This is a genomic window from Phytomonospora sp. NPDC050363, assembly GCF_040655735.1.
In the GTDB taxonomy this organism is placed as follows: Bacteria; Actinomycetota; Actinomycetes; order Mycobacteriales; family Micromonosporaceae; genus Phytomonospora.
The window spans coordinates 350318-375221 of the sequence record NZ_JBFAKK010000004.1 but is presented as its reverse complement, the minus strand read 5'-3'; the positions used below and the strand labels follow the sequence as shown (position 1 = coordinate 375221).

General features: G+C 70.9%; 26 protein-coding genes and 1 pseudogene. 17 read left to right on the top strand and 10 right to left on the bottom strand.

Annotated elements, in window-relative coordinates; genetic code table 11:
- The first annotated feature begins 57 nt into the window (after positions 1 to 57).
- From AB0I28_RS13120 to AB0I28_RS13110, 3 genes are all read left to right on the top strand, one after another.
- Positions 58 to 636: an NAD(P)H-dependent oxidoreductase gene (locus AB0I28_RS13120; RefSeq protein ID WP_357492761.1), complete on the top strand. Its 579-nt coding sequence runs from the start codon at positions 58 to 60 to the stop codon at positions 634 to 636.
- A 26-nt stretch (positions 637 to 662) separates the two neighbouring features.
- Complete coding sequence (locus tag AB0I28_RS13115) at positions 663 to 1553, top strand: alpha/beta hydrolase (RefSeq protein ID WP_357492759.1); 891 nt, start codon at positions 663 to 665, stop codon at positions 1551 to 1553.
- Positions 1554 to 1642: 89 nt separating this feature from the next.
- Entirely contained in the window at positions 1643 to 2509 is an 867-nt protein-coding gene (locus tag AB0I28_RS13110; protein WP_357492757.1) for a hypothetical protein, read from the top strand.
- A 64-nt stretch (positions 2510 to 2573) separates the two neighbouring features.
- Here AB0I28_RS13110 and AB0I28_RS13105 read toward each other — a convergent pair whose 3' ends face one another.
- A complete protein-coding gene (locus AB0I28_RS13105; protein WP_357492755.1) occupies positions 2574 to 2879 on the bottom strand; it encodes a transcriptional regulator in 306 nt (101 codons plus the stop codon).
- A 79-nt stretch (positions 2880 to 2958) separates the two neighbouring features.
- On the opposite strand from AB0I28_RS13105, the gene AB0I28_RS13100 reads away from it, so the two are divergent.
- Positions 2959 to 3696: a hypothetical protein gene (locus AB0I28_RS13100; RefSeq protein ID WP_357492753.1), complete on the top strand. Its 738-nt coding sequence runs from the start codon at positions 2959 to 2961 to the stop codon at positions 3694 to 3696.
- Here the strand turns inward: AB0I28_RS13100 and AB0I28_RS13095 are convergent.
- Genes AB0I28_RS13095 through AB0I28_RS13085 form a run of 3 tightly spaced genes read right to left on the bottom strand, consistent with a single transcriptional unit; the run spans position 3686 to position 7662 of the window.
- Positions 3686 to 4282: a hypothetical protein gene (locus AB0I28_RS13095; protein WP_357492751.1), complete on the bottom strand. Its 597-nt coding sequence runs from the start codon at positions 4280 to 4282 to the stop codon at positions 3686 to 3688. The two genes, AB0I28_RS13100 and AB0I28_RS13095, sit on opposite strands and share 11 nt — an antisense overlap.
- 39 nt (positions 4283 to 4321) lie before the next feature.
- The gene (locus AB0I28_RS13090) at positions 4322 to 6361 is read right to left on the bottom strand and encodes a CocE/NonD family hydrolase (protein ID WP_357492749.1); all 2040 of its coding nucleotides are present in this window, start codon (positions 6359 to 6361) and stop codon (positions 4322 to 4324) included.
- A complete protein-coding gene (locus AB0I28_RS13085; RefSeq protein ID WP_357492747.1) occupies positions 6358 to 7662 on the bottom strand; it encodes an ATP-grasp domain-containing protein in 1305 nt (434 codons plus the stop codon). The genes AB0I28_RS13090 and AB0I28_RS13085 overlap by 4 nt, the downstream gene beginning before the upstream one ends.
- A gap of 281 nt (positions 7663 to 7943) precedes the next feature.
- Here AB0I28_RS13085 and AB0I28_RS13080 point away from each other — a divergent pair, with 281 nt between their 5' ends.
- The gene (locus tag AB0I28_RS13080) at positions 7944 to 8408 is read left to right on the top strand and encodes an SRPBCC family protein (protein ID WP_357492745.1); all 465 of its coding nucleotides are present in this window, start codon (positions 7944 to 7946) and stop codon (positions 8406 to 8408) included.
- 269 nt (positions 8409 to 8677) lie between these two features.
- A complete protein-coding gene (locus AB0I28_RS13075; protein WP_357492743.1) occupies positions 8678 to 8950 on the top strand; it encodes a GlsB/YeaQ/YmgE family stress response membrane protein in 273 nt (90 codons plus the stop codon).
- 118 nt (positions 8951 to 9068) lie between these two features.
- On the opposite strand, the gene AB0I28_RS13070 is transcribed toward AB0I28_RS13075, so the two are convergent.
- On the bottom strand, positions 9069 to 9452 hold the full coding sequence (locus AB0I28_RS13070; protein ID WP_357492741.1) for a VOC family protein: 384 nt from the start codon (positions 9450 to 9452) through the stop codon (positions 9069 to 9071).
- Positions 9453 to 9529: 77 nt separating this feature from the next.
- Positions 9530 to 9733, bottom strand: a complete 204-nt coding sequence (locus AB0I28_RS13065; RefSeq protein WP_357492739.1) for an EF-hand domain-containing protein — start codon at positions 9731 to 9733, stop codon at positions 9530 to 9532.
- A gap of 166 nt (positions 9734 to 9899) precedes the next feature.
- Between AB0I28_RS13065 and AB0I28_RS13060 the strand changes: the two genes are divergently transcribed.
- On the top strand, positions 9900 to 10322 hold the full coding sequence (locus AB0I28_RS13060) for a hypothetical protein (protein ID WP_357492737.1): 423 nt from the start codon (positions 9900 to 9902) through the stop codon (positions 10320 to 10322).
- Positions 10323 to 10373: 51 nt separating this feature from the next.
- Here the strand turns inward: AB0I28_RS13060 and AB0I28_RS13055 are convergent, their stop codons facing one another.
- A complete protein-coding gene (locus AB0I28_RS13055) occupies positions 10374 to 10919 on the bottom strand; it encodes a DinB family protein (protein WP_357492735.1) in 546 nt (181 codons plus the stop codon).
- A 285-nt stretch (positions 10920 to 11204) separates the two neighbouring features.
- Here AB0I28_RS13055 and AB0I28_RS13050 point away from each other — a divergent pair, with 285 nt between their 5' ends.
- Genes AB0I28_RS13050 through AB0I28_RS13030 form a run of 5 tightly spaced genes read left to right on the top strand, consistent with a single transcriptional unit; the run spans position 11205 to position 16538 of the window.
- Positions 11205 to 12473, top strand: coding sequence for an FAD-dependent oxidoreductase (locus AB0I28_RS13050; protein ID WP_357492733.1), 1269 nt, complete (start codon positions 11205 to 11207; stop codon positions 12471 to 12473).
- Positions 12470 to 13249 (top strand): DUF1365 domain-containing protein, encoded by a 780-nt coding sequence (locus tag AB0I28_RS13045; protein ID WP_357492731.1) that lies wholly within the window; start codon positions 12470 to 12472, stop codon positions 13247 to 13249. Before AB0I28_RS13050 ends, AB0I28_RS13045 begins: the two co-directional genes overlap by 4 nt.
- Complete coding sequence (locus tag AB0I28_RS13040; RefSeq protein WP_357492729.1) at positions 13215 to 14450, top strand: cyclopropane-fatty-acyl-phospholipid synthase family protein; 1236 nt, start codon at positions 13215 to 13217, stop codon at positions 14448 to 14450. The genes AB0I28_RS13045 and AB0I28_RS13040 overlap by 35 nt, the downstream gene beginning before the upstream one ends.
- The gene (locus AB0I28_RS13035) at positions 14447 to 15748 is read left to right on the top strand and encodes a cyclopropane-fatty-acyl-phospholipid synthase family protein (RefSeq protein ID WP_357492727.1); all 1302 of its coding nucleotides are present in this window, start codon (positions 14447 to 14449) and stop codon (positions 15746 to 15748) included. Before AB0I28_RS13040 ends, AB0I28_RS13035 begins: the two co-directional genes overlap by 4 nt.
- The gene (locus AB0I28_RS13030; RefSeq protein ID WP_357492725.1) at positions 15741 to 16538 is read left to right on the top strand and encodes a DUF1295 domain-containing protein; all 798 of its coding nucleotides are present in this window, start codon (positions 15741 to 15743) and stop codon (positions 16536 to 16538) included. Before AB0I28_RS13035 ends, AB0I28_RS13030 begins: the two co-directional genes overlap by 8 nt.
- A 9-nt stretch (positions 16539 to 16547) precedes the next feature.
- Here AB0I28_RS13030 and AB0I28_RS13025 read toward each other — a convergent pair whose 3' ends face one another.
- Together AB0I28_RS13025 and AB0I28_RS13020 are read right to left on the bottom strand one after the other, a co-directional pair.
- Positions 16548 to 17642, bottom strand: a complete 1095-nt coding sequence (locus tag AB0I28_RS13025) for a PP2C family protein-serine/threonine phosphatase (RefSeq protein ID WP_357492723.1) — start codon at positions 17640 to 17642, stop codon at positions 16548 to 16550.
- A 213-nt stretch (positions 17643 to 17855) separates the two neighbouring features.
- Entirely contained in the window at positions 17856 to 17999 is a 144-nt protein-coding gene (locus AB0I28_RS13020; protein WP_357492721.1) for a hypothetical protein, read from the bottom strand.
- Between the two features lie 338 nt (positions 18000 to 18337).
- Between AB0I28_RS13020 and AB0I28_RS13015 the strand changes: the two genes are divergently transcribed.
- The 5 genes and pseudogenes from AB0I28_RS13015 (at position 18338) to AB0I28_RS12995 (ending at position 22465) form a co-directional block, all read left to right on the top strand.
- The gene (locus tag AB0I28_RS13015) at positions 18338 to 19177 is read left to right on the top strand and encodes an alpha/beta hydrolase-fold protein (RefSeq protein WP_357492719.1); all 840 of its coding nucleotides are present in this window, start codon (positions 18338 to 18340) and stop codon (positions 19175 to 19177) included.
- Between the two features lie 161 nt (positions 19178 to 19338).
- On the top strand, positions 19339 to 20133 hold the full coding sequence (locus AB0I28_RS13010) for a DUF1206 domain-containing protein (protein WP_357492717.1): 795 nt from the start codon (positions 19339 to 19341) through the stop codon (positions 20131 to 20133).
- Between the two features lie 173 nt (positions 20134 to 20306).
- Positions 20307 to 21335, top strand: a complete 1029-nt coding sequence (locus AB0I28_RS13005) for a sigma-70 family RNA polymerase sigma factor (protein WP_357492715.1) — start codon at positions 20307 to 20309, stop codon at positions 21333 to 21335.
- Positions 21336 to 21450: 115 nt separating this feature from the next.
- A pseudogene (locus AB0I28_RS13000) lies at positions 21451 to 21621 on the top strand (MFS transporter); the annotation flags it as partial.
- A 67-nt stretch (positions 21622 to 21688) separates the two neighbouring features.
- A complete protein-coding gene (locus tag AB0I28_RS12995; protein ID WP_357492713.1) occupies positions 21689 to 22465 on the top strand; it encodes an MFS transporter in 777 nt (258 codons plus the stop codon).
- A 40-nt stretch (positions 22466 to 22505) separates the two neighbouring features.
- On the opposite strand, the gene AB0I28_RS12990 is transcribed toward AB0I28_RS12995, so the two are convergent.
- The gene (locus AB0I28_RS12990; protein ID WP_357492711.1) at positions 22506 to 23891 is read right to left on the bottom strand and encodes a polysaccharide lyase family 1 protein; all 1386 of its coding nucleotides are present in this window, start codon (positions 23889 to 23891) and stop codon (positions 22506 to 22508) included.
- Positions 23892 to 24904 lie beyond the last annotated feature (1013 nt).

Genomic DNA, 24904 nt, shown 5'->3' with positions numbered 1-24904 from the left:
GCGTCAACTCATGGCGGCTAGCTTCGAGTTGACACATCAACTCATCCTTGGAGAGACATGAGCGCTCTGAAGATCGCCGTCATCGTCGGCAGCACCCGTCCCGGACGGGTCAGCCGCGACGTCGCCGACTGGGTTCACTCGATCGCATCGGCACGAACGGATGCCTCGTACGAGGTGGTGGATCTGGCCGACTTCGCCCTGCCGGTCTACGACGAGCCACTGCCCGCCGCCCTCGGCCAATACGCCGGTGAGCACACCAAGGCGTGGGCGGCGCGCGTCGCGGAGTTCGACGGCTTCGTCTTCGTCACCCCCGAGTACAACCACGGCCCCACCTCGGCGCTCAAGAACGCCCTCGACTACCTCTACGCCGAGTGGAACGACAAGGCCGCGGGCTTCGTCAGTCTGGGCAGCGCCGGCGGTGTGCGCGCGGTGGAGCAGTTGCGCCTCATCGCCGCCGAACTGCGCCTGGCGACGGTGGCCGCCCAGGTCGCCCTCCCCATCACCACGGACTTCACCGCCTACCCCGCCTTCAGCCCGGTCGAGTCCCGCGCCGGAGAGCTGGACAGGCTGCTCGACCAGGTCGAGTCCTGGTCGGCCGCCCTCCGTTCGGTCCGCAGCGTGCCCGCCGCGGCCTGACGCCCGCCGCCCCGACAGGAGAAGCCATGACGCGCTCCCAGGCCCTCGACAAGGCGTTCACGCTGTTTCGCGACTCCGCGCCCGATCCCGAGACCGCCACGGTCTCGGCACTCCGCGAGGCCGACGCGCGCCTGTGGGCGAGCTTTCCCGTCGGGGCGGCCGACATCGTCCCGGTCGACGCGGGCGGCGTGCCCGCGCTGCGGGTGACGGCACCAGGCGCCGAGACCGGGCCGGTCGTCGTCTGGTTCCACGGCGGCGGCTACCAACTGGGCGCGGCCGACGGGCGCCGCGCCTTCGCCGCCGACCTGTCCGCGGCCTCGAAGGCGACCGTACTGGTGCCGGACTTCCGGCTGGCGCCGGAGCACCCGTTTCCGGCGGCCGTCGAGGACGCCGTGGCGGTCTACGAATGGGCCCTGTCCCGCCACGATCCCGCTTCGGTTTCCCTCGGCGGCGAATCGGCCGGGGGCGGCCTCGCCGTCGTGGCGCTCCTCGCGGCGCGGGACCGCGGGCTGCCGCAGCCCGCGGCGGCGATTCCGGTGTCGGTGTGGACCGACCTGGCCCTCACCGGCGCCAGCTACCGGGGCAACGCCGGCCACGAACCGGTGGCCACGATGACGGTGTACGAACAGATCCGCGACGCCTACCTCGCCGGCCACGACCCGCGCGACCCGCTCGCCTCCCCGCTGTACGCAGACCTTACCGGCCTGCCACCACTGCTGGTGATGGTCGGCGCGGTCGAGACCCTGCTCGACGACTCCACGGCCCTTGCCCGGCGTGCCGAGGAGGCCGGGGTCGCCGTCGATCTGCGGGTGTGGCCGGACATGATCCACTACTGGCACCTCTTCGGATCATTCCTGCCCGAAGGCCGGCGGGCCGTCGAGGCGATCGCCGCGTTCGTACGGCGGCACACCGCCTGACGGGACTGGCCGCGATCATGAAGTGCGCGCGGTCGTCAAGGACACCACGGCCGCCCGTTCCGTCACACCCGCCGCCTAACATGCCCGACATGGACGCTCAGCTCGCCGCCGCCGAACACTTCATCGACGCGCACGCCCGCCCCCTGGAGCGGCACCTCTTCGCCGCACGCTTCCACAACGGCCCCGCCACGGCCGTCGTCGACGCGCTGCGCGTCTATCGCAACCCCGACGGCGGCTTCGGGCACGGCCTCGAACCCGACACGCGCTGTCCCGACAGCCTTCCCATCTACGCCGAGGTCGCCCTCGGCGCTCTGGCGGACGCCGGCGCCGATGCTCCCGAGCTGGTCGAGGGCGCCTGCGACTACCTCGCCGGCGTCAGCGACGGCAACGGCGCCGTCCCGCTCGCCTTCCCGGTGATCGAGGCGCACCCGCGCGCCGAGCACTGGTCGGAGTGGACCTACCGGCCCGACGTCAACCCCACCGCGGGTCTCGTGAGCCTGCTGTACCGGCTCGGGGCCGAGCACCCCTGGCGCGAGACCGCCGCCGGGTACTGCTGGCGCTACCTCGAATCCGAGCCGACGCCCGACGGCGTCCACTCCCTCTGGGAACTGCTCCACTTCCTCGAACACGTCCCCGACCGCGAGCGCGCCGAACGCCACGCGCCGGCACTGCTGGCCCACCTCGTCGCGCAGGACATGTTCCACGCCGACGCCGACGCACCCGGCTACGGCCTGACGCCGCTGCACATCGCGCCGACCCCCGAGTCGCCGTGGCGCACGGCCTTCACCGAGGCCCAGATCGACGCCCACCTCGACCATCTGAGCGACGGCCAGGAACCCGACGGCGGCTGGCCCATCACCTGGACCCCTCCGGGTGAGGAGGCCCTCGCCGAGTGGCGCGGTGTGGTGACCCTCGAAGCGGTTCGCACGCTGGCCGCCTACGGACGCCTCGGGTAGCTCCCACGGCGTTTCCGGTTGATCTCTGCGGGGCCTTCGGCATCCGCAACCCACCCGACGAGCCCTAAGCCTCGGCGCAGGCGATCACGGCGGCGAGCACGCCGGGAAAGCGTGCGTCGAGCTCGCCGCGCCGCAGGCTCATGCAGCGTGCCTTCCCGAGTGCGCGAGTGTCGGTGAGGCCGGCCTCGCGCAGGATCCGCCAGTGGTTGGAGAGGGTCGAGCGGGGCACGTCGAGGTCCGGCGGGCTGCACGGGCACTCCCCGTCGGCGGCCATCCGGCGGACCAGGTCGATGCGGACGCTGTCGCCGAGGGCGTGCAGGACCGACGCGAGTTCCACGTCCTCGATCCGGGGCTGTGACTGCGCTCTCAACCGCTTCCTCCTCGCCTGCGGTGGGCCATAGTATCGCGCTCGTTCCATCATTTCGGGAAAGTCGAAATAAGGAGACGGCGTGGCCGTTCTGAAGACCTACGCCCGCGTCTACGTCGATGACCTCGACGCGGCCCTGCCGGTGCTCTCCTCGCTGGTCGGCGAGGGACCGCGCTGGCGGGAGTCCTTCGCCGGGCTGGAGCTCGCGGGCCTCGGCGGTCTGCTGCTGATCGCCGGTGACGGCGAGGCGCTGGCACCCTTCCGGTCGACCCACGCGACCGCGGTCGTCGACGATCTCGACGCGGCCCGCCGCATCCTCGAAGCGCACGGCGCCGAGCTGCTGGAAGAGCCCTTCGACGCCCCCAACGGCCGCGGCTTCACCGCCCGCCAGCCCGGCGGGGCGATCGTCGAGTACGTCGAGTGGCGACAGGCGCTGCGGGAGAAGGTCTTCGGCGCCGAAGCTCCGGCGGGGACGATCAAGGAGGTCTACGGACGGCTCTACGTCGACGACCTCGACACGGCTCTGCCGGTGCTCGCCGCGCTGGCCGGCCGGGAGGCCGAACTGCGTTTCGACTACCTGGACCTCGAACTCGCCGAGGTCGGGGGTTTCCTGGCCGTCGCCGGCACGCCCGCCGCCCTCGCGCCCTTCCGGGCGACCCACGCGACGGCGATCGTCACCGACCTCGCCAAGGTGCTCGCGGTGGTCGCCGAGTCCGGTGGAGAGGTGCTCGACGGGCCCAACGAGGTCCCGACCGGCCGGAACCTGACCGTGCGGCACGGTGGCGGCGCGATCATCGAGTACGTGGAGTTCAGGGAATAGCCGCGGCGCCGGCCGTCCAGCGCGCCCGCGCGACGCGGAGGGTCACCGTGGCCGGTGAGCGCGATGCCGGAGAGGTCCGGGTTCGCTCAGGAGCGCGTCTTCTCCAGCAGGCACCGGACCGCGGCCTCCCCGGCGCCCTTGCCGGCCGTGCGCCCGTTCTCCCAGGCCTCCACCACCCGCGGGTCGACGTAGGCGTCGCGCAGCGCAGCGCGGCGGCCAGGACCCTCGTCCGGGTGGCACCGCGGCCCTGGAGGTCGCCGCTCACCTTCCGGCGGAAGACCGGCAGACACGCGGCGAGCTCCAGGACCCGGTCGTGCTTGGCGAGGTCGCGCTGCTCGCGCCACTCCGGGTGGTAGAGGTACTGGCGCCGGCCGGCGTCGTCGAAGCCCACGGCCTGGATGTGGCCGGCCGGGTCGGCGCAGATCCACACCTCGTGCCAGGCCGGCGGGATGACGAGTTCCTTGACGCGCTCCTTGAACCCGGCGTCGCGGCAGACGTTGCCGTGGTCGTCCACATAGCTGAACCCGCGACCGCTACGGCGCCTGGTGAAGCCGGGGCCATAGGGCTCGACACGTCGCAGTCTCACCGTCCCCCTATACCCGGCCTCACGGCGACCCAATCGGCGTCATACCAGGTCGCGGGGGATCGAGCGGTGCCAGTTCTGCGAGTGGACGCGCGGGTTCCCCCGGTCGGCATCGAGTTCGTAGGCGTCGAGCTGGGCGGTGATCACGAACTCCTCGGCCGTCGAGGTCAGCACGGTCCGCGTCACGATCTCGACCCGCCAGTCGTCGCGTTCGAAGCGGCGGACGGTGCGGGTCTCACCGCGCACCGAGGTGACCTCGTTCCAGCGGAAGCTGTACCACTCGCGGTTGTCGCGACTGAGGACCGTCCCGGTCTCCTCGATGCGCTGCCTGCCCTGGTCGTTGACGACTTCGAGCGTGGACACACCGGTCGCCAGGTCGCGGGAGACCCGCCAGTGGTGCTCGCCCGCCTCCAGTTGGGAGACGGCCAGCGGCTCGGTGATCTCGGGTTCGGCGAACTCGCGCAGCTTCTCGTCCTCGTCACGCGGGGTGCGCACCGGCAGGGTGAGCGTGCTCGCGCCCGCCGTGAACCGCACTGTCGCACCCTCCGGCGCCGGCCACGCCAGCGGCCAGTAGGAGGTCGACACCGAAAGCCTGAGCCGGTGACCGGCGGGGATGGTCTGCGCGGTGCCGTTGAGGGGGACGTCGACGCGGTAGCGGCGGCCGGGCTCCAGCGGCTGCGGGTTCTCACTGCCGTCGCGGTGGGTGAGGTTCAGCAGCCCGTAGGTGAAGCGCGTCGCCTCCCCGTTGGGCGCGACGTCGGACAGCCGCACCGCCAGCTGCGCGACAGGCTTGTCGGCCGAGACCTCGAAGGACGCCGTCGGCAGCCCGAAGAGCTCCATCGGCTCCTGCAGCGGCTCCATCTCGAAGACCAGGGCGCCGCCGTCCTCCTCGCGCTGGTCGAAGGGCAGGTCCGGGGTGGCCGCGTAGGAGGCCCACTTGCCCGCGAACATGCCGACGCTCAGCGGCGATTGGAGGGTCACGTCGGTGCCCGCCTCGGCCCGGACGTCGCCGTGCTCGATGCCGTGCCGCCGCAGCCGGTACTCGCGCCGCTCGATGCTCGGGGAGGGCCAGGACTCCTCGGCGACCCAGCGGCCGGGCCGATCGGCGTAACTCGGCGCGGGCGTGACGCTGTCCTGCATCCAGGCGCGCAGCATCGGCTCGTCCATGAGCCCGGTGTCGATCCCCTTGAGCCAGTGATCCCACCAGCGCACGACCTCCTGGAGGAAGCCGATCGCCGGTCCGGGAACGCCGAAGTGCGGGTACTTGTGCCCCCACGGCCCGATGAGGCCCTTGCGCGGCACGTCGAGGTGCTCCAGCAGCCGAAAGATCGCGTTGGTGTAGCCGTCGGCCCACCCGCCGACGGCCATGACCGGCACCCGAACATCGCCGTAGTCCTCGCAGACCGAGGCTGGTTTCCAGTAGCCGTCACGCCGCTGGTGCGACAGCCACGTCTCCAGCCACAGGCCGCTGTCCTCCAGCCGCTCGCGCCACATCTCCCGCCAGCGGTCGCCGACGACGGCGGGGTCCGGCGGCTGGGAGTTCGCCGCGAACATCACCGTGGCCTCCGACAGGTTGTCGGCGAGCAGGCAGCCGCCCATGTAGTGCATGTTGTCGACGTAGAGGTCGTCGGTCGCCGAGGCGCTGATGATCGCCTTGAGGGCGGGCGGCCGGCGGGCGGCGATCTGGAGGCTGTTGAAGCCGCCCCAGGAGATGCCCATCATGCCGACGCCGCCGTCGCACCACGGCTGCTCGGCCAGCCAGGCGATGACGTCCTCGGCGTCCTCGTGCTCCTGCGGGCGGTACTCGTCGACGAGTACGCCGTCGGAGTCGCCGCTGCCGCGCATGTCGACACGGACGCAGGCGTAGCCGTGGCCGGCGATGTAGGGATGGTTGGCGGCGTCGCGCGCCCGCGTCCCGTCGCGCTTGCGGTAGGGGATGTGCTCCAGGACGGCGGGGACGGGGTTCTCCTCGGCGTCGACGGGCAGCCAGATCCGAGCGGCGAGGCGTTTGCCGTCGCGCATGGTGATGAAGGTGTTCTCGATGTCGCGGACCTGGTGCGGCAGGTCGGTGACGATCCTCATGAGGCGTCCTCCCCGCCCGGTACGGGCGCGAATTCGAAGGGCAGGCCGGCGACGATCTCGTCGTAGTGCTTCTGGAGTTCGGCGCGGTCGCGGGCTCCGATGTAGAGCTTGCCGATGATGTAGCGGTAGCTGTCCTGGTGCGGCAGTTCCGACAGCCGGTCTCCCTCGGTGACCTGGAGGGTCAGGCGGGTCCCGGGATAGCGCTCGGCGATGCTCTCCTTGTCGCGCCGGCCGGGGATCTTGGTGACGAGGGCGTCCTCGTCGTGGAAGATCATGCACTGCGAGGCGACGGCGTACTCGCCCTTTCGGTGCGGCATGCGGGGCTCGCGACCCAGGGCGATGTCGATGGCGACGGTGTGGTTGGACACGCCGTCGACGTGGGCGAAGAGTTCGCTGTGGGACTGGGAGATGCGGGTGTTGACCTCGATCAGCCAGATCTTGTCGGCCTCCTCGTCCCACATGTACTCGGCGTTGAAGGCACCGTTGTCGAAGCCGATGTGGCGCAGGAAGCGCTCGGTGGCGTCGATCATCCGCCGCTGGACTTCGGCGGGGACGCTGTCGGCGGGGTAGTCGAGGCGCTCGAAGCTCGTCCCGGCGGCGTCCTTGTGCATGTCGAGGACTCCGTGGACGGAGTAGCTCCCGGCGAACACGGTGCCCTCGGGGGCAGCCTGCACGCCGGTGACGAACTGTTCGGCGAGGCAGGTGTTGCCGTCGGCCCCGGCCAGCTCGGGCGGCAGGTCCACCATGTCGAGCACCTCGTTGAACGCGTCGCCGATCTCGCCGATGCCGGCCCGGATCTCGGCGACGGCGGCGTTGAACTGCTCGGCGTCGCGGACCTCGAAGCCCAGGTCGGAGGAGTGCGACTTGACCGGCTTGACCCAGAAGGGGAAGTCGAGGTCGACTGCGGCGAGCGGGTCGTCGTCGAAGGGGTCGAAGGAGGCGAAGCGCGGGACGCACTCGGGGATGGAGACCTTCTGTTCGAGGCGGCTCCAGTACTTGTGCTCGCACTTGAGGAGGCTCTCCAGCGACGGCGAGGGTAGGTCGTGCTCGCGCGCGAGGAGAGGGCCGATGATGCTCGCCGGGAAGTCCCAGTGGGTCACGATCGCGTCGACGGTGCCGTCGAAGCGGTCCAGTTCGGCGCGGGCCTCGGCGAGCAGTTCGCCGAAGTCGACCCCGGTGGTCTTGACCAGGCGCTCGTAGCCGAGGAGGTCGTGGAACTCGTAGTTCTCGCTGCCGTCGACGGTGCGCAGCTCGTCGAGCTGGACGGCGGTCATGCCGAGGACGAAGATGTTCTTCTTCATCGCCGTCACCGCCTCTCGCCGGCAGCCGTGGCGGTGCCTTCTCGTCGGCGTCTTGCCTGTTCAGTACGGGGGTGGCCGTGGTGCATCAGGTTTGCTCCCTTGATCTTCGGGGATAACGAACGAAGCCGCCGGAACCGGCGGCGTCATGATCGGGTTACCCGCTCGGCGCCGATTCATGCGGTGACGCCGTCGCGGGGAGTGTTTGGCGCGCGCCGCCCCGGGTAGGTCACAGGTGTCCGAACGAACGCGATAGCTGCCCACGCGGCAGCGGAACGGAAGCGATGCAGAAGACATACGAGAAGTCGGTTAACGTCGACGTCGATCTGCGCACCGCCTACGACCAATGGACGCAGTTCGAGTCGTTCCCCCAGTTCATGGACGGCGTGGACGAGGTGCGTCAGCTCGGACCCGAGCGGACCCACTGGAAGACCAGCATCGCCGGTGTCGAGCGTGAGTTCGACGCCGAGATCGTCGAGCAGCGCCCCGACGAGCGCATCGCCTGGCAGAGCCTGGACGGGCCGAAGCAGGCCGGTGCGGTCGACTTCCAGCGCGTCGGCGACCAGGAGACCCGCGTCATCCTGCAGATGGTCTTCGAGCCCGAGGGCGCCGCGGAGACCGCGGGCGCCGCGACCGGCCTGGTCGGCATGCGCATCGAGGGCGACCTGGAGCGCTTCAAGGCCTTCATCGAGTCCCGCGGCACCGAGACCGGTGCCTTCCCCAGCCAGACCCCGCCGCCGACCATGTGATGTGAATCGTTTCGGCCCAGTGGGGCCGTGAGCGCACCGAGTGGGTCCCGGCGAGTTCTCGCCGGGACCCACTCGGTGTTCGACGAGGTGTGAGAGCGGACGGCACCGCACCAGCGCCCCCGATCGGAGGAACCACTTCTAGCGCCGCGACATCCTGCCGCGCGTGAAATAACACGCGGTTCGCGGCCGGAAGTGGTTTCGGCGGTGAGCGGAGCGGGCAATCCCACTGTGCGGAAAACCCCTCATCCGCATGAGACAGGAGGATCGTCATGACCCCAGTGGGAATCATCTCCGCAATACTCATCGGACTGGTCGTCGGAGTCCTCGGCCGTCTGGTCGTGCCCGGTAAGCAGAACATCCCCATCTGGCTGACGATCGTGGTCGGCATCATCGCCGCACTGGTCGGTACGGCCATCGCACAGGCGGTCGGCGTCGAGAACACCGACGGCATCGACTGGATCGAGATCGTCTTCCAGGTCGGCCTCGCCGCGATCGGAGTCGCCGCCGTCTCGGCGATGCGCGGTGGACGACGACGCCGCTGACCCTGCCCGAAGCCACCCGCGAAGGCCCCGCGACCGCAAGGTCGCGGGGCCTTCCGCCGCGAATGGGGAACTGGTGGGCGGCGCCCGGGAAACGCCGTCTCCAAGGAGCCGCGGCGCGCTACTCCCAGCGCGTGGCGTTGCCCTCGTCGAAGGTCTCCGGCGGCATCGGGATGACACAGAACGGGATCCCCGCCGGGTCGAGGAGGATCCACAGCCCGTTGACCTGCCGGGCGCGCTTGGCGCCGAGTGCGACCAGGCGCTCGACCTCGGCCTCCACGTCGTCGGTGTGGATGTCGAGATGGACGCGCGGCTCGCCGAAGTCGAGACGCTGCACCAGGATCCCGAAGTGCTCCGCGCGCAGCTTCGCGCCGTGGAACTCCGGCGACTCCTCCGATCGGGTCATCGGCAGGCCGACCGCACCCTGCCAGAAGTCGAGTTCGTCGGCATGCGCGTCGGGTGGAACGTCCACGACGACCTTGGCGAGGCGACTGTAATGCGCCATCCTGCCCACCTCCGTAGGGGTTGTCACTGCGCCCCTACCCGAGCGGGGTGGGAGCGAAACCCGGGCGGGCGCAAGGGTCAGCGGCCGGCGATGGCCGGTGCGAACTCCTGGAAGTCGATGCGGCGGTCGTGGTCGGCGTCGGTGAGCTTGAAGATCAGGTCGATCTGCTCCCCCGCCAGGATCCCCTCGTGGTACTTCTTCATCTCGGCGACGGTGATGTACCCGTCGCCGTCGAGGTCGATCTCCCGGAACGCGCGAACCGCGTCGTCCAACTCGCTCATGCTGACATCCTTTGCGGGCTAAGGGATCGAGCGGCACAGGGTATCGACCGCACGCACCCGCGGGCCCGATCGGCGCGTACCCTGGCCCGCCGCGGCCTCCTCTGACAGCATGAGGGCCGGGCGGTCCGCACCGGTCCGCCGCACGGCGACGCGAAGGGGGCGGCGGGTGCGCAACGCGAAGATGGCCGAGCTCGAAGGCCTGGTCGGGCAGTGGCGGATCACCCTGTCCGACGCCTGGTTCCTGGAACCCGCGGGGACCGAGGTGACCGGCTCGGCGACCGTCGAATGGATCGGCGAGGCCTTCATCGCCATGCGCACGACCCTCCAGGGCGAGCTCGACATGGTTCTGGGCCGCTCTGACGCGCGGGACGCCTACACCGCGCTCTACCACGACGACCGCGGTGTCTCCCGGGTCTTCGAGATGACCTTCGACGGCGGGAACTGGGTGCTCAGCCGCGCCGACCCCGACTTCCACCAGCGTTTCGTCGCCACCGTGGAGCCCGACCGCATCAGCGGCCGCTGGGAGGCCTCCGAGGACGCCGGCGCGACCTGGCGCAAGGACTTCGACCTGGTCTACGACCGCGTGTGACCGCCGGTTCGGCGGCGAGCCCCGGGCGGGCGGCCCGGGGCTGCCCGCCGCTCAGCTCCAGCTCTGGCCGCTCGCCTCGGCGACGAGCTCGAAGGCCGTCTTGCCGTCGAGGGACTCGCGGATGATGTCGGCGTGCCCGGCGTGGCGGTCGACCTCGCTGATCAGGCGCAGCAGCACCCAGCGCAGGGAGACGTCCTCCTTCGGGAACCAGGGCTGGTCGGGCAGGGGGAAGGTCTGGTCGAGGGTCTCGGCGGAGCGGATGAACTCCTCGGTGCGCCCGGCGACCTCGTCCCAGTAGGCGAGTTGTGAGGCGACGGTCTCCTCACCGACGAGACGGAAGCACTCGTCCCAGTTCGCCTCGGTGCGCTCGACGGCGGGCGCCACCCCCTTGGCGCGGGCGATCCAGCTCTCCTCGACCTCGGCGACGTGCTTGACGAGGCCGGAGAGGGACAGTTCGCTGGTACTGGGCTTCTGCGCGGCCTGCTCGTCGGTGAGCCCGAGCAGGGCGCGGCGCAGGCCGCCGCGGGCCTCGTCGAGGAAGCCGAGGAGGGCTCCGCGCTCGTCGCCGGGTGCCTCTGCGGGAACGTGGGTGACCATGGTGTCCGCCTTCGGTTCGCGGGGCCGGGGCCCCTTTTCTTGCTGACTTGCTCACCGTAACGGCGGTTGCGGTCAGCTTCTGTCCGCAATGCCGCGGGTTCTCGGACTTCTTCTCCCGACGCGGCCTTCGTTTCCGTCGGCAGCCGCTAGCGTGGCCTTTAGCGAGACGTACTGAGCCGCCGGGGCCGACGGCGAGAAAATCCGTTCAGGAATCGTGGCAACTGACCCATCCGGGCGTACGGCGGCATCGAATCCCTCCCAGGAAACTGTGAAGGGAGCCACGTGTTGTCCGCGAAGGAAACCCCGCGGCGGATCGCCGTCATCGGATCCGGCGTCGCCGGTCTGACCGCGGCCTACGCTCTACGCGAGCATGCCGAGGTCACCCTCTACGAGCAGGACTCACGCCTGGGCGGGCACGCCCACACCCACGACGTCGTCGCCGGTGGACGCACGCTGGCGGTCGACTCGGGCTTCATCGTCCACAACGAGTCGACGTACCCGAACCTCATCGCGATGTTCGCCGAGCTCGGGGTGGCCACCCGGCCCACCGAGATGAGCATGTCGGTCTCCTGCCGTGGATGCGGTCTCGAGTACTGCGGGGCGAGGGGCGCGGCGGGCCTGTTCGGACGGCGGCGCAACGCCGTCAGCGCGCGCTACCTCGCGATGCTGGCCCAGATCCCACTGTTCCACCGCCGGGCACGCGCGCTCCTCGCGTCCGGCGAGGAGGGGCCGAGTCTCGGCGACTTCGTGCGCGCCGGGGGCCACACGCGCTACTTCACGCGGCACTTCGTCGTCCCGCTGGTCTCGGCGGTCTGGTCGTGCGGGCCGGGTTCGGCGACCGACTATCCGGCGTCCTACCTGTTCCGCTTCCTCGCCAACCACGGGATGCTCTCCATCGGCGGCTCCCCGCGCTGGCGAACCGTGGTCGGGGGTTCACGGACCTACGTCGAGCGCATCGCCAAGCAGATCCCGGCCGTGCGCACGATGACCCCCGTTCGCGCGGTGTGCCGTCCGCCGGGCCGTCGAGTCGAGGTCCACGACGACGCCGACGGCGTCGAGCGCTTCGACTCCGTGGTCATCGCGACCCACGCCGACCAGGCCCTGACCATGCTGCCCGACGCCGACGACAACGAGCGGGCGGTGCTCGGCGCCTTCGAGTACGCCCGCAACGACACCCTCCTCCACACCGACGACTCCGTCCTGCCGCCTCCGCGGGTCCGCGGGTCCTGGAACTATCTCCTGCCCTCCTGCGACGCGAGAAGCGGCGGCGCGCAGGTCAGCTACGACCTGGACCGCCTGCAAGGGCTGGATTCCCCGACGCCGATGGTCGTCACCCTCGGCGGCTCCCGGCGCGTGAGGCCCGACAGCGTCGTTGCGTCCATGTCCTACGAGCACCCGGTCTACACACACCGCTCGGTCGCCGCCCAGCGGCGCCTCCCCGGACTCAACACCGGTGTCACCGCCTTCGCCGGCGCCTACCACGGCTGGGGCTTCCACGAGGACGGCTGCCGCTCGGGACTCGCGGCCGCCGAAGCGCTGCTGGAGCTGTCATGAACGGCTGGGCGAAGAGCGCGTCGCTGTACCGCTGCGAGGTGAGGCACGTACGCACGCACGTCGAACGCCACGCCCTGCGCCACAGCACCTACATGTGGCTCTTCGACCTCGACGCCGTCCCCGAGGTCCCCCGCCCCCTCCGCCTGCTCGCCGGTTTCGGGTCGAGCGACCAGCTCGCCGCCGACGCGGCGGGCACCGCGGGCCTGCGATCCGGCGTCGACGAGTACCTGGCGGGCGAGGACATCGACCTCGACGGCGGGCGGATCCTGCTGCTCACCCACGCGCGCGTCGCCGGGTACGTGTTCAACCCACTGAGCGTCTACTGGTGCCACGATCCGGCCGGGCGGCTCGTCTGCGTCGTCGCCGAGGTCCACAACACCTACGGCGGCCGGCACCGCTACCTGCTCCGCCCCGACACCGACGGCCGCCTGCGGGCCGACAAGACCTTCTACGTGTCGCCGTTCCTGCCCGTCGACGGCCGCTACACGCTCCGGCTGCCCGCGCCGGGACGGCTCCTCGACCTCACCGTCCACCTCGAACTCGACGGCCGGCGCGCTCTGACCGCCACCGTCAAAGGGCGGCGCATCCCGGCCGGAACCTCGACCCTCCTGCGCGAGGCGGCGCGCAGACCCCTGAGCACCCTCGCGGTGTCACTGGCGATCCGGTGGCACGGCATCCGGCTCCTGCTCAAAGGCCTGTCCATCATCCCGCGACCAAGACCGCACTCCCGAAAGGCGACCCGTGTCACGAACAGCCGACCCGGCCACCGCTCTTGACCGCTGGCCCGACCTGCGCTCCGTACCGCGCGCACGGTTTCGCGCCACCGTGGCCGCCGCACTCCTGCGCCGCACCGCCGACCGGCTCGGCTTCGGCGTCGAATACCCCGACGGGCACCGCGCGGGCGCCCCTCGCCCCTCCCCGACACTGACGCTCCACCGCCCCGAGAGCTTCCTCGCACGCGTCGGAGCCGGCGGCCTCATCGGCTTCGGCGAGGCCTACCAGGCCGGGGACTGGGACAGCGACGACCTCCACGGGCTGCTGGTGCGGCTCGCCGAGAACGCCGCCGGGATCGTTCCCGCCTGGCTGCAATGGCTGCGGCGCTTCTACGTCGCCGCGATGCCCGGAAGCCAGGACAACACCCGCGCCAACGCCGCCCGCAACATCGGCCACCACTACGACCTGTCCAACGACCTCTTCGGGGCCTTCCTCGACGAGTCCATGACCTACTCCTCGGCCCTGTTCGACGGCGGCCAGGACCTCCCCGCCGCCCAGCTGCGGAAGATGGACCGGCTCCTCGACGCCACCGGCGTCGGGCCCTCGACCCGGCTCCTCGAGATCGGTACCGGCTGGGGGGCGCTCGCCGTTCGCGCGGCCGAGCGCGGCGCGACCGTGCACACCATCACGCTCTCCGAGCAGCAGCTGCGCGGCGCGGAGGAGCGCGTCGCGCGGGCCGGCCTCACCGACCGTGTGACGATCGAACTGCGCGACTACCGCGACCTCGACGCCTCACGGCGCTACGACGCGATCGTCAGCGTCGAGATGGTCGAGGCCGTCGGCGAGCGCTACTGGCCCGGCTACTTCCGGCTGATCGACCGGATCCTGGCGCCGGGCGGCACCGCGGGCGTCCAGTCGATCACGATGGCCGACGAGCGCCTCGCCGCGACCCGCCGCACCTACACGTGGATGCACAAGTACATCTTCCCCGGCGGGCTCATCCCCTCGATACCGGCGATCCAGCGGGTCCTCGAACGGCACACGGGGCTGGCGATCGACTCCGACCTCGCCTTCGGTCCCGACTACGCGCGGACCCTCGATCTGTGGCGGCACCGGTTCGCCGAGGCGACCGGCGGGCTCGCCCGTCGCGGTTTCGACGATCTGTTCGCCCGCACCTGGGACTTCTACCTCGCCTACTCGCAGGCGGGTTTCACCAGCGGATACCTCGACGTCCACCAGTTCACCCTCAGGAGGAAACCGTGAGCCACGCACAGGAGCTGGCCGAGGCCGTGCGGCGCTTCGCGGGCATCGATCTGCCGGTCGGCGTCAAGGCCTGGGACGGCAGTGCCGCGGGCCCGCAGGACGGGCCGGTCGTCGTCCTCAACAACTCCCGGGCCCTGCGGTGGCTGATGTGGTATCCGGCCGAGCTGGCGTTGGCCCACGCCTACGTCTCGGGGGATCTCGACGTGATCGGCGACCTCGGGGAGGGCCTGCGGCGGGTGTGGAAGGCCGTCGGCGCGAACGGGGGCAGGCGGCCGGCGGCCCAGCGCGGGCGGGGCTGGCTGGCCGCCGTCCGGCTCGCCGTGCGCCTGGGCGTGGTCGGGCCGAAGCCGCAGGCTCCGTCGGCGACGGCGGACCTGGAGGGCGAGGTCAACAGTCCCGAGCGCGACCGTGCCGCCATCGGGCACCACTATGACCTCTCCAACCGCTTCTACGGGCTGCTCCTCGACCCGCGCATGGCCTACTCCTGTGCGTACTGGACCGAGGACGGGCCGGGGTACGGGCTGGAGGAGGCCCAGCGGGACAAGCTGGACCTCGTATGCCGAAAGCTGGGCCTGCGGCCGGGTTCGCGGCTGCTCGACATCGGCTGCGGATGGGGCTCGCTCACTCTGCACGCGGCGTCGAAGTACCGCGCGAAGGTCACCGCCATCACCTTGTCGGCACAGCAGCACGCGCACGTGAGCGGGCGCGTCGCCGAACTCGGTCTCGGTGGCCTGGTCGACGTGCGCCACCTCGACTGGCGGCTATCCCCCGAGGGCGAGTACGACGCCGTCGCCACGATCGAGATGGGCGAGCACGTCGGCGAGCGCAACTATCCGGCCTTCGCGGAGTTCCTGCGCTCGCGGTTGCGGCCGGGAGGGCGGCTGCTGGTGCAGCAGATGTCGCGGGCGGCCGGGACGGCACCGGGCGGTGGGCCGTTCATCGAGACCTATATCGCGCCGGACATGCACATGCGGCCGGTCGGGCGGACGGTCGACCTGATCGAGTCGGCGGGTCTGGAGGTTCGCGACGTGGAGGCGATGCGGGAGCACTATGTGCGGACGGTGGACGTGTGGATCAACACGCTGGAAGACCGGTGGGGCGACTTCGCGGCGCTGGCCGGGGAGGAGACGGCTCGGGTGTGGCGCCTGTACCTGGTCGGCGGGCGGCTGGCCTTCGAGCAGGGGAGAATGGGCGTCGACCAGATCCTGGCGGTGCGGCCCGACGCGGTGGGCGCGGTGTCGGTGCCGCCGACGCGGCGGTGGATGACGGCCGATCTCGGGGAGGTGCGCGATGTTTGACCTCTCCGCGCTCGCGGTGAACCTGGGAGTGTCGGCGGCGGTGGCCCTCGCGGTCCTGCTGGTGACGTTCGCGGTGGGTGTGGCGGGCGGGAAGCACCGGGTCGTGGACGTCGCCTGGGGTGTGGCGTTCGCGTGCGTCGCGGCGGTCACCTTCGTATTGTCCGACGGGTACGGTGATCCGTGGCGCCGGGCGCTGGCGGCCGGGCTGACGGTCGTGTGGGGTCTGCGTCTGGCCGTCCACATCGGCCGGCGCGGGCGCGGCGAGCCGGAGGATCCCCGCTACGAACGGCTGCTGGCGAAGGCGCCGGGGAACAAGGATCTCTACGCGCTGCGGATGGTCTATTTGCTGCAGGGCGCGCTGGTCTGGTTCGTCTCGCTGCCGGTGCAGGTCGCCTCATACGATCGTTCGGCGGCGACGCCGTGGCTGCTGGCGGGCGTCGCGGTGTGGTCGCTGGGGATGGTGTTCGAGTCCGTCGGCGACGCGCAGCTCGCGCGCTTCCGCCGCGATCCGTCCAACAAGGGCAAGGTCCTCGACACCGGTCTGTGGCGCTATACCCGCCATCCGAACTACTTCGGTGACGCGTGCGTCTGGTGGGGCCTGTACCTGCTGGCCGCGTGTTCGAGCTGGCTCGGGGCGGCGACGGTGGTCGCGCCTTTGGCGATGACCTACTTCCTGGCGGGCAAGACCGGGAAACCGCTGCTGGAGGAGCACCTGTCGAAGCGTCCAGGCTATGCCGCCTACGTGCGGCGGACCAGTGGTTTCGTGCCGTGGCCGCCGCGCCGGGAATAGTGGGCCCGGTCAGTCGTCCGGGAGGCGGGTGACCAGGAGGGCCGCGACGTCGTCGTCGAGGCGGCGGCCGACGAAGTGGATGAGGTCGTCGTGGAGGAGGGCGAGCATGCGGTCCCCGGACTCGCGGCGCCACCGTTCGATGCGAACGCGCATCGGGTAGAAGGCGCCGCGTGCCGATCGCGCCTCGGTGATGCCGTCGGTGTACATGAGCAGCCGGTCTCCGGGCGCGAAGGGGAGTTCCTCGACGTGGTGCGGCGCCTTGGCCAGCCAGCCGAAGTTGATCGCGGGCGAGTGCATCGCGAACTCGACCTCGGCGACGTCGTCTCCCGACAGCAGCAGCGGTGGGGGGTGCCCACAGCTGAGGAGGCGGACGACCGGGCGGTCCTCGGGGATCTCCGCGAGGAGCACGGTGGCGTAGCGGTCGGCGTCCTCGGGGGCGCGCTCGGTGTAGTTCTGCATGCTGCGTTCGAGTGCGTCGGCGAGTTCGGCGAGGTCGCCGGCGGTGTAGGCGGCCTCGCGGAAGGCGCTGGCGAGCAGGGCAGCGATGTCGACGGCCGCCAGGCCCTTGCCCTGGACGTCGCCGAGGATCACGCGCACGCCGAAAGGGGTGCGCAGGGCCTTGTAGAAGTCCCCGCCGATGCGGGCCTCTTCTGCGGATGCCTCGTAGAGCAGGTGGAAGGCGGTGCTGCCCAGGCGCGACGGCAGCGGCCGCAGGACCGTGCGCTGTGCCACGTCGGCGACCGCGCGGGCGTTGGAGAGGTCGTCCTCGCGCCGGCGGCGGACCGAACTGGACCAGGCGGCCGCGGCGGTCACGGCCAGCAGCGCGCTCAGGCCCGCGGCGAAGGACTCGTCGACGGGGTCGCTCGCGGCCACGCTGAGCGCGAGGGAGACCCCGGCGGCGAGGAAGCCGGTGGCCAGGGTGCCCGCGACGTTCCAGGTGGCCGCGGCCAGGGCGGGCGCGGCCACGAGGAAGCGGTCGTAGCGTTCGGCGTCCGGTGTGGACGTGTCGGCGAGGATGATGGCGACCATCAGGAGGAAGGGAACCGAGCGTCCCAGCAGCAGGCGCCAGCGCCCCCTGCTCTTCAGGTCACCGAAGGGTCCCATTCCATGATCATAGGTACATTTCGGGTCACGCGGGTCGGCGGCCGCCGCGCGGCGACCGCCGACCTCGCTGAGATTGTTCGCGAACGCTTCTCAGAGCGTTCGCCGACTCGGCACGGGCCCCATCCGGATGGTCCCTCCCCCGGGAGGCCGCTGCTTGACCTCGAAGGTGGAGTCGAACTCGGTATACCCCGCTGGCCACGGATTATGCACCGCTCAGCCCGCGGGTGAGATCACGTCCCCGGCCACCGGCCGACTACAGCAGGCTCGCCCGAAACGGCCGAGACACGTCGAGCAGACGATCCACCACTCCTCGCCCGCCTGCGGCGACTCGTCGTCGAGCTGACTGAGCAGCTTCATCACGAGCTCCCCCGAACTCGCCTGCCGATGCCTGGCGTACCCCATCATCCGCTCACCCCGCGACGCCTTCGGCGCGTCGACCCCGTCGTCAAGGTCACCGTTCCCGACCCCCACCCAGCATGCGGTTCGTCCGCGTACGTCCGGTCCAACGCGGGTCAGAATATGTCTACAAACTGTGAAGATAATCGGACTTGTCGTATACCTGACCAAAGGGTTGAGAGGAACTGGGCGACCGGCCGAGGTCGATGGCCGAAGGTTGTTCGCGTTCACGCGTGGGCGTCCATAGTGGACATGAAAAACCTTGGCGATCATTGTGCCGAGATCGATAGGTTCCGTCCGTGAACACCCAGGTCCCGTACCGGCCGCTCCCCCTCGACCAGTCCGAGGTCACCTACGCACACGGTCCGGACTCCTTCGCGCGGCCGGACGTCCCGGCCGGCGAGACCACCGAGTTCGCCTTGGGCGACAGCGTGATCTATCCGGGCACGTCCCGCAAGTTCTGGATCCACCTGCCCGCCGGATACGACCCCTCGAAACCGGCCTCCCTGATGGTCTTCCAGGACGGCTGGTGGTACCTCGACCCCGAAGGCGAGGTCCGCGGCGCGATCGTGCTGGACAACCTCGTCCACCGCGGCGACATCCCCTACACCGTCGGCGTGTTCGTCGACCCGGGCGTCTTCGAGGGCGCGGAGAACCCGAAGAACCGCAACGAGGAGTACGACGCCTTCGACGAGCGCTACGCCGAGTTCCTGCTGACCGAGATCATCCCGCGGGTCACCGAACGCCACGCGATCGCCGACGACCCCGAACGCTGGGGGCTGTGCGGCGGCAGCAGCGGCGGCAACGGCTCCTTGACCGTCGCGTGGCTGCGGCCCGACAAGTTCCGCAAGGTCATCGGCTACCTGTCGAGCTTCGCGCAGATGCCGGACGGCAACCCTTATCCGCGCCTCGTCGCCGAGGTCCCGCGCAAACCCCTTCGCATCTTTCTCCAGGCCGGTCACCGCGACCTGAACTGGAACGAGCCGAAGCGGAACTGGCTGGCCGACAACCTGCGTGTGGGAGCCGCGCTCGCCGAGGCCGGGTACGACTTCCGGCTCGTACTCGGCGACGGGGGGCACAGCGCGAACCACGGCGGCGTGCTCCTGCCGGACGCGCTGCGATGGCTGTGGCGGGACTGACGGCTCACGCTCGCCGCTCACTGTCCGGCTCGACCGGATCGCCGGGGACTCTCCCCCTGTCGGCCAGGTCTCACCGCGCCCCGCAGCATGCCCTCCGGCGGTTCTGGGTATCGAACGGGCGTGCGGCCGTAGCCCCCTCGCCGCCGAAGGAGAGAAACCCCATGACTGCCAACCCCTCAGGCACCGCCCATCGCGTGGCCCGCCACCCGGCGATCGCGAAGCTCGCGAAGATCGGCTTCGCCTCCCGCGGAGTCATCTACGTCCTCATGGGCGTGTTCGCGCTCGGCATCGCCTTCCAGTCGAGCTCGAAGAAGGCCGACAAGTCCGGCGCCATCCACACCGTCGCCGAGACCCCGTTCGGATCGGTGCTCCTGTGGGTGATGGCCATCGGCCTCACCGCGCTGGTCATCTGGCAGGTCGCCGACGCCATCGTCGGCACCGACACCAAGGACCGCGTCGAGGCCGTCGCGCGCTCGGTCGTCTACACCCTGCTGGTGATCTCGATCCTCGGTCTCCTGCTGGCGGGCAAGGACGCCGCCTCCACCGACTCGCAGTCGAAGGACGTGACCGCGAAACTTCTCGAACTGCCCGCCGGGCAGATCCTGGTCTTCGCGGTCGCCCTCATCCTTGCCGTCGTCGGTGTCGTGTGGATCGTCGAAGGCTGGACCGAGAAGTTCATGAAGGACATGCACGTCACCTCGCCCCGCGCGGTGCGACCGGTGACCAACCTCGGCAAGGCCGGCTACATCGCCCGCGGCGTCATCGCGATCGTCGCCGGAGTCTTCATCGGCAAAGCCGCCATCGACTACGACCCCAAGGAAGCCGTGGGCATCGACGGCGCCCTGCGCGCCCTCACCGAAGCCCCCGCCGGACGCTGGCTCCTGGCGGTCGTCGCCCTCGGCCTGATCCTCTTCGCGGGCTACTGCGTCGCCGAGGCCCGCTGGCACCGCACCTGACACGGGGCCCCACCCCCAATCCCTCGCAGGGAACGACCGCACCCGAGCGCGTCGCACGCCAACAGCGTGCGGCGCGCTCGCCCGTCCGCGCTCTAAAGTTCCTCCGGCGACCACTTTCCGGCCCCGGCGGTGTCGGTCCATTCGACAAGCCCACCGGACCGCAAGGAGCCGACATGCGAGCCACCCCCTCCCCCGACGACAGCCTGGCGCTGGCGCGGGCGGGCAGCGGCGAGGCCTTCCGTGCACTCGTCGAGCCGTACCGGCGTGAACTCCAGGTGCACTGCTACCGCATCCTCGGCTCGGTACAGGACGCCGAGGACCTTCTGCAGGAGACGCTCCTGGCGGCCTGGCGCGGCATCGGCGGCTACGAGGAACGCGCGTCGGTGCGCACCTGGCTCTACCGGATCGCGACGAACCGCTGCCTCAACGCGCTGCGGTCGCAGAACCGCCGGCCCCAGAACCATCCGGCCTACCGACCGGAGGTCCCCTTGCCCGAGCCCTCGCACCGCCATGCCGAACCGAGCTGGCTCCAGCCCTACCCCGACGCCCTCCTCGAAGGGATCGTCGACCGCGCCCCAGGACCCGAGGCCCGCTACGAGGCCCGCGAGTCGGTGTCGCTGGCCTTCCTGGCCGTCCTGCAGGAACTGCCGCCGAGGCAGCGCGCCGTCCTGGTGCTGCGCGACGTCCTCGGCTTCCGCGCCGCCGAGGTCGCCGCCATGCTCGACACCACCGAGAACGCGGTGACCAGCGCACTGCGAAGGGCGCGGGCCGCGCTCGCCGGAGCGCCGAGACTCAACGCCGAGGCCCCGCCGCGGCCGGACTCGCCCCAGGAGCGCCGGATAGTCGACGACTTCACCCGCGCCTTCCAGACCGGCGACGTCGACGCGGTCGTGGCCATGCTCACCGAGGACGCCCGCCTCACCATGCCCCCGCTCCCCCTCGTCTACGAGGGACACGAGGACGTCCGGCACTTCCTGGCGACCGTCGCACTGCGGCACTGCCCGCGGCACGTCCTCATCCCGACCTCGGCCAACGGCCAGCCCGCCTTCGGCTGCTACCTGCGCGACCCCCGCACGCCGATCCTGCACGCCCACGGCGTCCTCCTCCTGACGCTGTCCGGCGAGCGGATCGCGGCGATCACGCGTTTCCTCGACAACTCGCTGCTGACCCGCTTCGGCCTCCCGCACTCGCTGCGCGGCTGAGCCCCGCCCATCAGGCGCCCTGAGGGGCGCGATCCGCCATGCGCAGAACGCCCGACGGCTCCGCGCGCGCTTCCCCCTGCCCAAAAGGAGAACCGTGAACACCGAGAGAGAACGCATGACGCCCCGGCAGGCCTGGGTCCTGGGACTCGCCTCGCCGGCGTCCTTCATGATGGCCCTCGACAGCCAGGTCGTGACGACGACGCTCGGCACGATCCGGGTGGAGCTCGCGGCCTCGGTCGAGGCCCTCGAATGGACCGTCAACGCCTACAGCCTGACCTTCGCGGTACTGCTGCTGACCGGCGCGGCCCTCGGCGACCGCTTCGGGCGCCGGCGGATGTTCGTCCTTCGGCGTCGTGTGGGGGCTGGTCTGCGGGAACGCGGCGGGCTGGGACAGCGTCGAGGTGACCGGTGCGCTGGCCGCCGGTGTCGCGCTGCTGCTCGGCTTCGTGCTGTGGGAGCGGCGGGCCGCCGCGCCGATGCTGCCGATGCGGTTCTTCGGTGTGCGCGCCTTCGCCACCGCCAACCCGGCGAACTTCTGCGTCTTCGCCTCGCTCTACGGCACGCTCTTCTTCCTGGCCCAGTACTTCCAGACCGTGCAGGGCACCGGGCCGCTCGGCGCAGGCCTGCGGCTGATGCCGTGGACGGCGACGCTGATGATCTGCGCGCCGATCGCCGGCCGGCTCGCCGACCGCTACGGCGAGCGCGCCTTCGTCGTCGGCGGTCTGATCATGCAGACCGCCGGGATGGGCTGGATCGCGCTGGCCGCCGACACCGGCGCGAGCTATCCGGAGCTGCTGCCCGGGCTGCTCGTGGGCGGAGTCGGTCTGACGATGGCGATGCCGGCCGCGCAGAAGGCGGTCGTGGGCGCGGTGCGGCCGCAGGAGATCGGGCAGGCGTCGGGGGCGTTCATGATGCTGCGGATCCTCGGCGGGGTGCTCGGTGTCGCGGTGGCCGTCGCGGTCTTCGCCACGGTCGGGGGCTACGAGTCGCGAGAGGAGTTCGCTGCGGGCTTCACGGCCGCGATGGGCGTGGTCGCCGCGTTCGGGTTCGCCGGGACGCTGGCCGCGCTGGGGATGCCGGGCAAGCGGGCGGCGGTCCCGGTGGCCGCGGCTGAGCCGGTGCGAAGCTGACGGCGTGCGCCCCGCCCTCCCGGCGGGGCGCACGCGCATCTCAGATCATCAGGCGGTCGGCGCCGGCGGTCAGCGCGGTAACCAGCGGGACGACGGCGGCCGGGAGCACCGGGCCGCGCCGCAGGGCCGGGACCCAGCCGGCGTCGGCTCCCAGATCGGGCTCGTGGGCGGCGTTGTAGACGTCGAGCAGGCTCACCGACCGCAGGGACCAGACACTGTCGCCGACGCGGTTTCCCTTCTCGGTGATGGCGGTGCCGCCCCAGTCGTAGAGCAGATCCTCGGGCGCGGCGCCGTCGGCGAGCACGAAGGCGTTGTTCTCGGCGTACACCGCCGACTGCACGCCCACGCCGATCGCGTAGGCGTAGTCCCCGGTGAGGCGGTAGAAGTTGTTGTAGACGTCGACCTGGCCGAAGCGGACGCGCGGCAGTCGCTGGAGGGCGCCGTCGAAGACGTTGTGGTGGACGGTGACCTTGAGCCTGCCGACGTCGGGCCCCACGGTGTTGGACGAGCCGATGAGCATGCCCTTGTCGTGATCGGTGAAGCGGTTGAAGGAGACCGTCACCAGGCTGGCGGTGTGCGTGATGTCGAGGCCGCCGTCGTGGACCTGGTAGGGCCGTCCGAAGTGGATCGGCTGGGCGCTGTCGGGGTTGTCGCCGTCGGTGAAGGTGTTGTGGTCGACCCAGACGTTCTCGGCCCGGCGGACCGAGATGCCGTCGTACTGGGAGTTCCAGTTGCCGTCGGTGCCGTCGGTCGGCGACCAGGCGGGGAAGCAGTCGCGGGCGTCGTCGAAGGTGATGTTGCGGATGATGACGTTGCTCGCGCCGTCGGCCATGAGCGTCAAGCCGGTCAGGACCGCGCCGCCGAGGCCGACGATCGTCGTGTTGGGGCCGAGGTTGATCTGGGTCTGGCGGGTCTGGTTGGCCACCGACCGCACCCGCGCCTGCTCCAGGGGACCGGATGGCGTCACGCGGCCCCACACCGCGGGGTCGTAGGCGGCGAGGTAGGCGTCGAGGGAGTACTCGGGGTCGGCGAGGTCACCGCAGGTGAGGAGGGTGCCGTCGGGGGACTCGAAGCCGTCGACGGTGCCGCGGACGTGGATGACCTTCGGGGTGGCGTTGGACTTGTTGGTGGCGTTGTCGCCGCCGAGGGCGGCGACGAGTTCGGCGCGGGTGGACACGACGTGGACGTTGGCGGGGGCGGCGGCGGAGCCGCCGGTGGTGCCGGGGCCGGCGGCGGCCCAGCCGTCGTTGGCGGGGAGGGTGGGGTGGGGGTGGGGGACGTGTGCGGCGGGGACGGGGGTGGCGTGGGAGGCGGGGGCGGGGGTGGGGGTGGGGGTGGCGTGGGTGGCGTGGGCGGGGGTGGCTAAGAGGGTGAGGGCCAGGAGGGGGAGGCAGAGGGCGGCTGCGGTCGCCGGTTTGGGGCGCATGGGAGGGCTCCTGTGGGGACGGTGGTGGGGGCTGTCCCGAACGTAGGAGGTGAGGTGGAGGGGGTCAATAGCGGTGAGTTGCAGGAAGTTTGCGGTCCGCTCTCGTGGATCCCGGGCTTTCGGAGTCACTGGGTCTTCGGCGCCTTGGCGTCTTGGCGCCTTGGCGCCTTGGCGCCTTGGCACCGCAAGCTCGGCGCTATCTCGACACCGCCCCTTCGCCGCCGCCACACATCACCACGGCCTGCATCCAGCTCGCGCATTCATCGCGCTTCCAGCTCGTGCATTCATCGCGCGCATCGCGTCTGCGCACGCGCCCTTCTTCCCGTCGTTCGCTTCCATCTCGTGCGGCTGCTGGGGTTCCTTGCGTAAGTTCCTGGGGCGCTGCCCCAGACCCCGGGCCTCACTCCGGAAACGGTGGGGTGCCTCTCCCTCCTGGCTGGCGCCCCACTGGCGCTTCACCCCGCAGAAGGCTGGGGGTTGTGTGCTTGGGGTGTTTCCGTCTCACGGCCTGTTCAAGGGCACCTGGCGAACCTGCCGGGGTCAAGGGAAAACCCGCCCTTGACCCCGACAGAACCCCCAGGAAGATCCAATCACCGGCCGACCGACGGAAACACACCTCCAGGCGAGGCTTCTGCCGTGCTTCGCACGGCTCGCGGACGCCGAAGACGGAGGCGACAGCCGCGCACGAGGTGGTCCAGCCACCAGCCGCGCACGAGACGGTTCGAGCGGCAGCCGCGCACGAGATGGTGCGGCCGTCAGCCGCACACGAGTCGGTTCGAGCGGCAGCGCGACACGAGACGGTTCGAACGGAGCGCCACACGGGATGGTCTGACAATCAGCCGCACACATCGCCCCGCCCCCAGGCGGCTCCTCGTCCCCTTGCACTGCGCCTTTTCGTCACGGCCAGCCGATCGCTCCACCGTCCGTGAGCCCGCACATCAGCCTCCGGCCCGCATCCCCTCCCGTCGGGCCTTGAACCCCGCCTGTTCCCACCCCGCAGCGGTCCACGCCCC

Excerpts from the sequence above, each read along its gene's own strand:
- AB0I28_RS13120 (WP_357492761.1), top strand. The coding sequence starts at position 58 with ATGAGCGCTCTGAAGATCGCCGTCATCGTCGGCAGCACCCGTCCCGGA.
- AB0I28_RS13115 (WP_357492759.1), top strand. The coding sequence starts at position 663 with ATGACGCGCTCCCAGGCCCTCGACAAGGCGTTCACGCTGTTTCGCGAC.
- AB0I28_RS13110 (WP_357492757.1), top strand. The coding sequence starts at position 1,643 with ATGGACGCTCAGCTCGCCGCCGCCGAACACTTCATCGACGCGCACGCC.
- AB0I28_RS13090 (WP_357492749.1), bottom strand. The coding sequence starts at position 6,361 with ATGAGGATCGTCACCGACCTGCCGCACCAGGTCCGCGACATCGAGAAC.
- AB0I28_RS13085 (WP_357492747.1), bottom strand. The coding sequence starts at position 7,662 with ATGAAGAAGAACATCTTCGTCCTCGGCATGACCGCCGTCCAGCTCGAC.
- AB0I28_RS13080 (WP_357492745.1), top strand. The coding sequence starts at position 7,944 with ATGCAGAAGACATACGAGAAGTCGGTTAACGTCGACGTCGATCTGCGC.
- AB0I28_RS13075 (WP_357492743.1), top strand. The coding sequence starts at position 8,678 with ATGACCCCAGTGGGAATCATCTCCGCAATACTCATCGGACTGGTCGTC.
- AB0I28_RS13070 (WP_357492741.1), bottom strand. The coding sequence starts at position 9,452 with ATGGCGCATTACAGTCGCCTCGCCAAGGTCGTCGTGGACGTTCCACCC.
- AB0I28_RS13065 (WP_357492739.1), bottom strand. The coding sequence starts at position 9,733 with ATGAGCGAGTTGGACGACGCGGTTCGCGCGTTCCGGGAGATCGACCTC.
- AB0I28_RS13055 (WP_357492735.1), bottom strand. The coding sequence starts at position 10,919 with ATGGTCACCCACGTTCCCGCAGAGGCACCCGGCGACGAGCGCGGAGCC.
- AB0I28_RS13045 (WP_357492731.1), top strand. The coding sequence starts at position 12,470 with ATGAACGGCTGGGCGAAGAGCGCGTCGCTGTACCGCTGCGAGGTGAGG.
- AB0I28_RS13030 (WP_357492725.1), top strand. The coding sequence starts at position 15,741 with ATGTTTGACCTCTCCGCGCTCGCGGTGAACCTGGGAGTGTCGGCGGCG.
- AB0I28_RS13025 (WP_357492723.1), bottom strand. The coding sequence starts at position 17,642 with ATGGGACCCTTCGGTGACCTGAAGAGCAGGGGGCGCTGGCGCCTGCTG.
- AB0I28_RS13020 (WP_357492721.1), bottom strand. The coding sequence starts at position 17,999 with ATGAAGCTGCTCAGTCAGCTCGACGACGAGTCGCCGCAGGCGGGCGAG.
- AB0I28_RS13010 (WP_357492717.1), top strand. The coding sequence starts at position 19,339 with ATGACTGCCAACCCCTCAGGCACCGCCCATCGCGTGGCCCGCCACCCG.
- AB0I28_RS13005 (WP_357492715.1), top strand. The coding sequence starts at position 20,307 with ATGCGAGCCACCCCCTCCCCCGACGACAGCCTGGCGCTGGCGCGGGCG.
- AB0I28_RS12990 (WP_357492711.1), bottom strand. The coding sequence starts at position 23,891 with ATGCGCCCCAAACCGGCGACCGCAGCCGCCCTCTGCCTCCCCCTCCTG.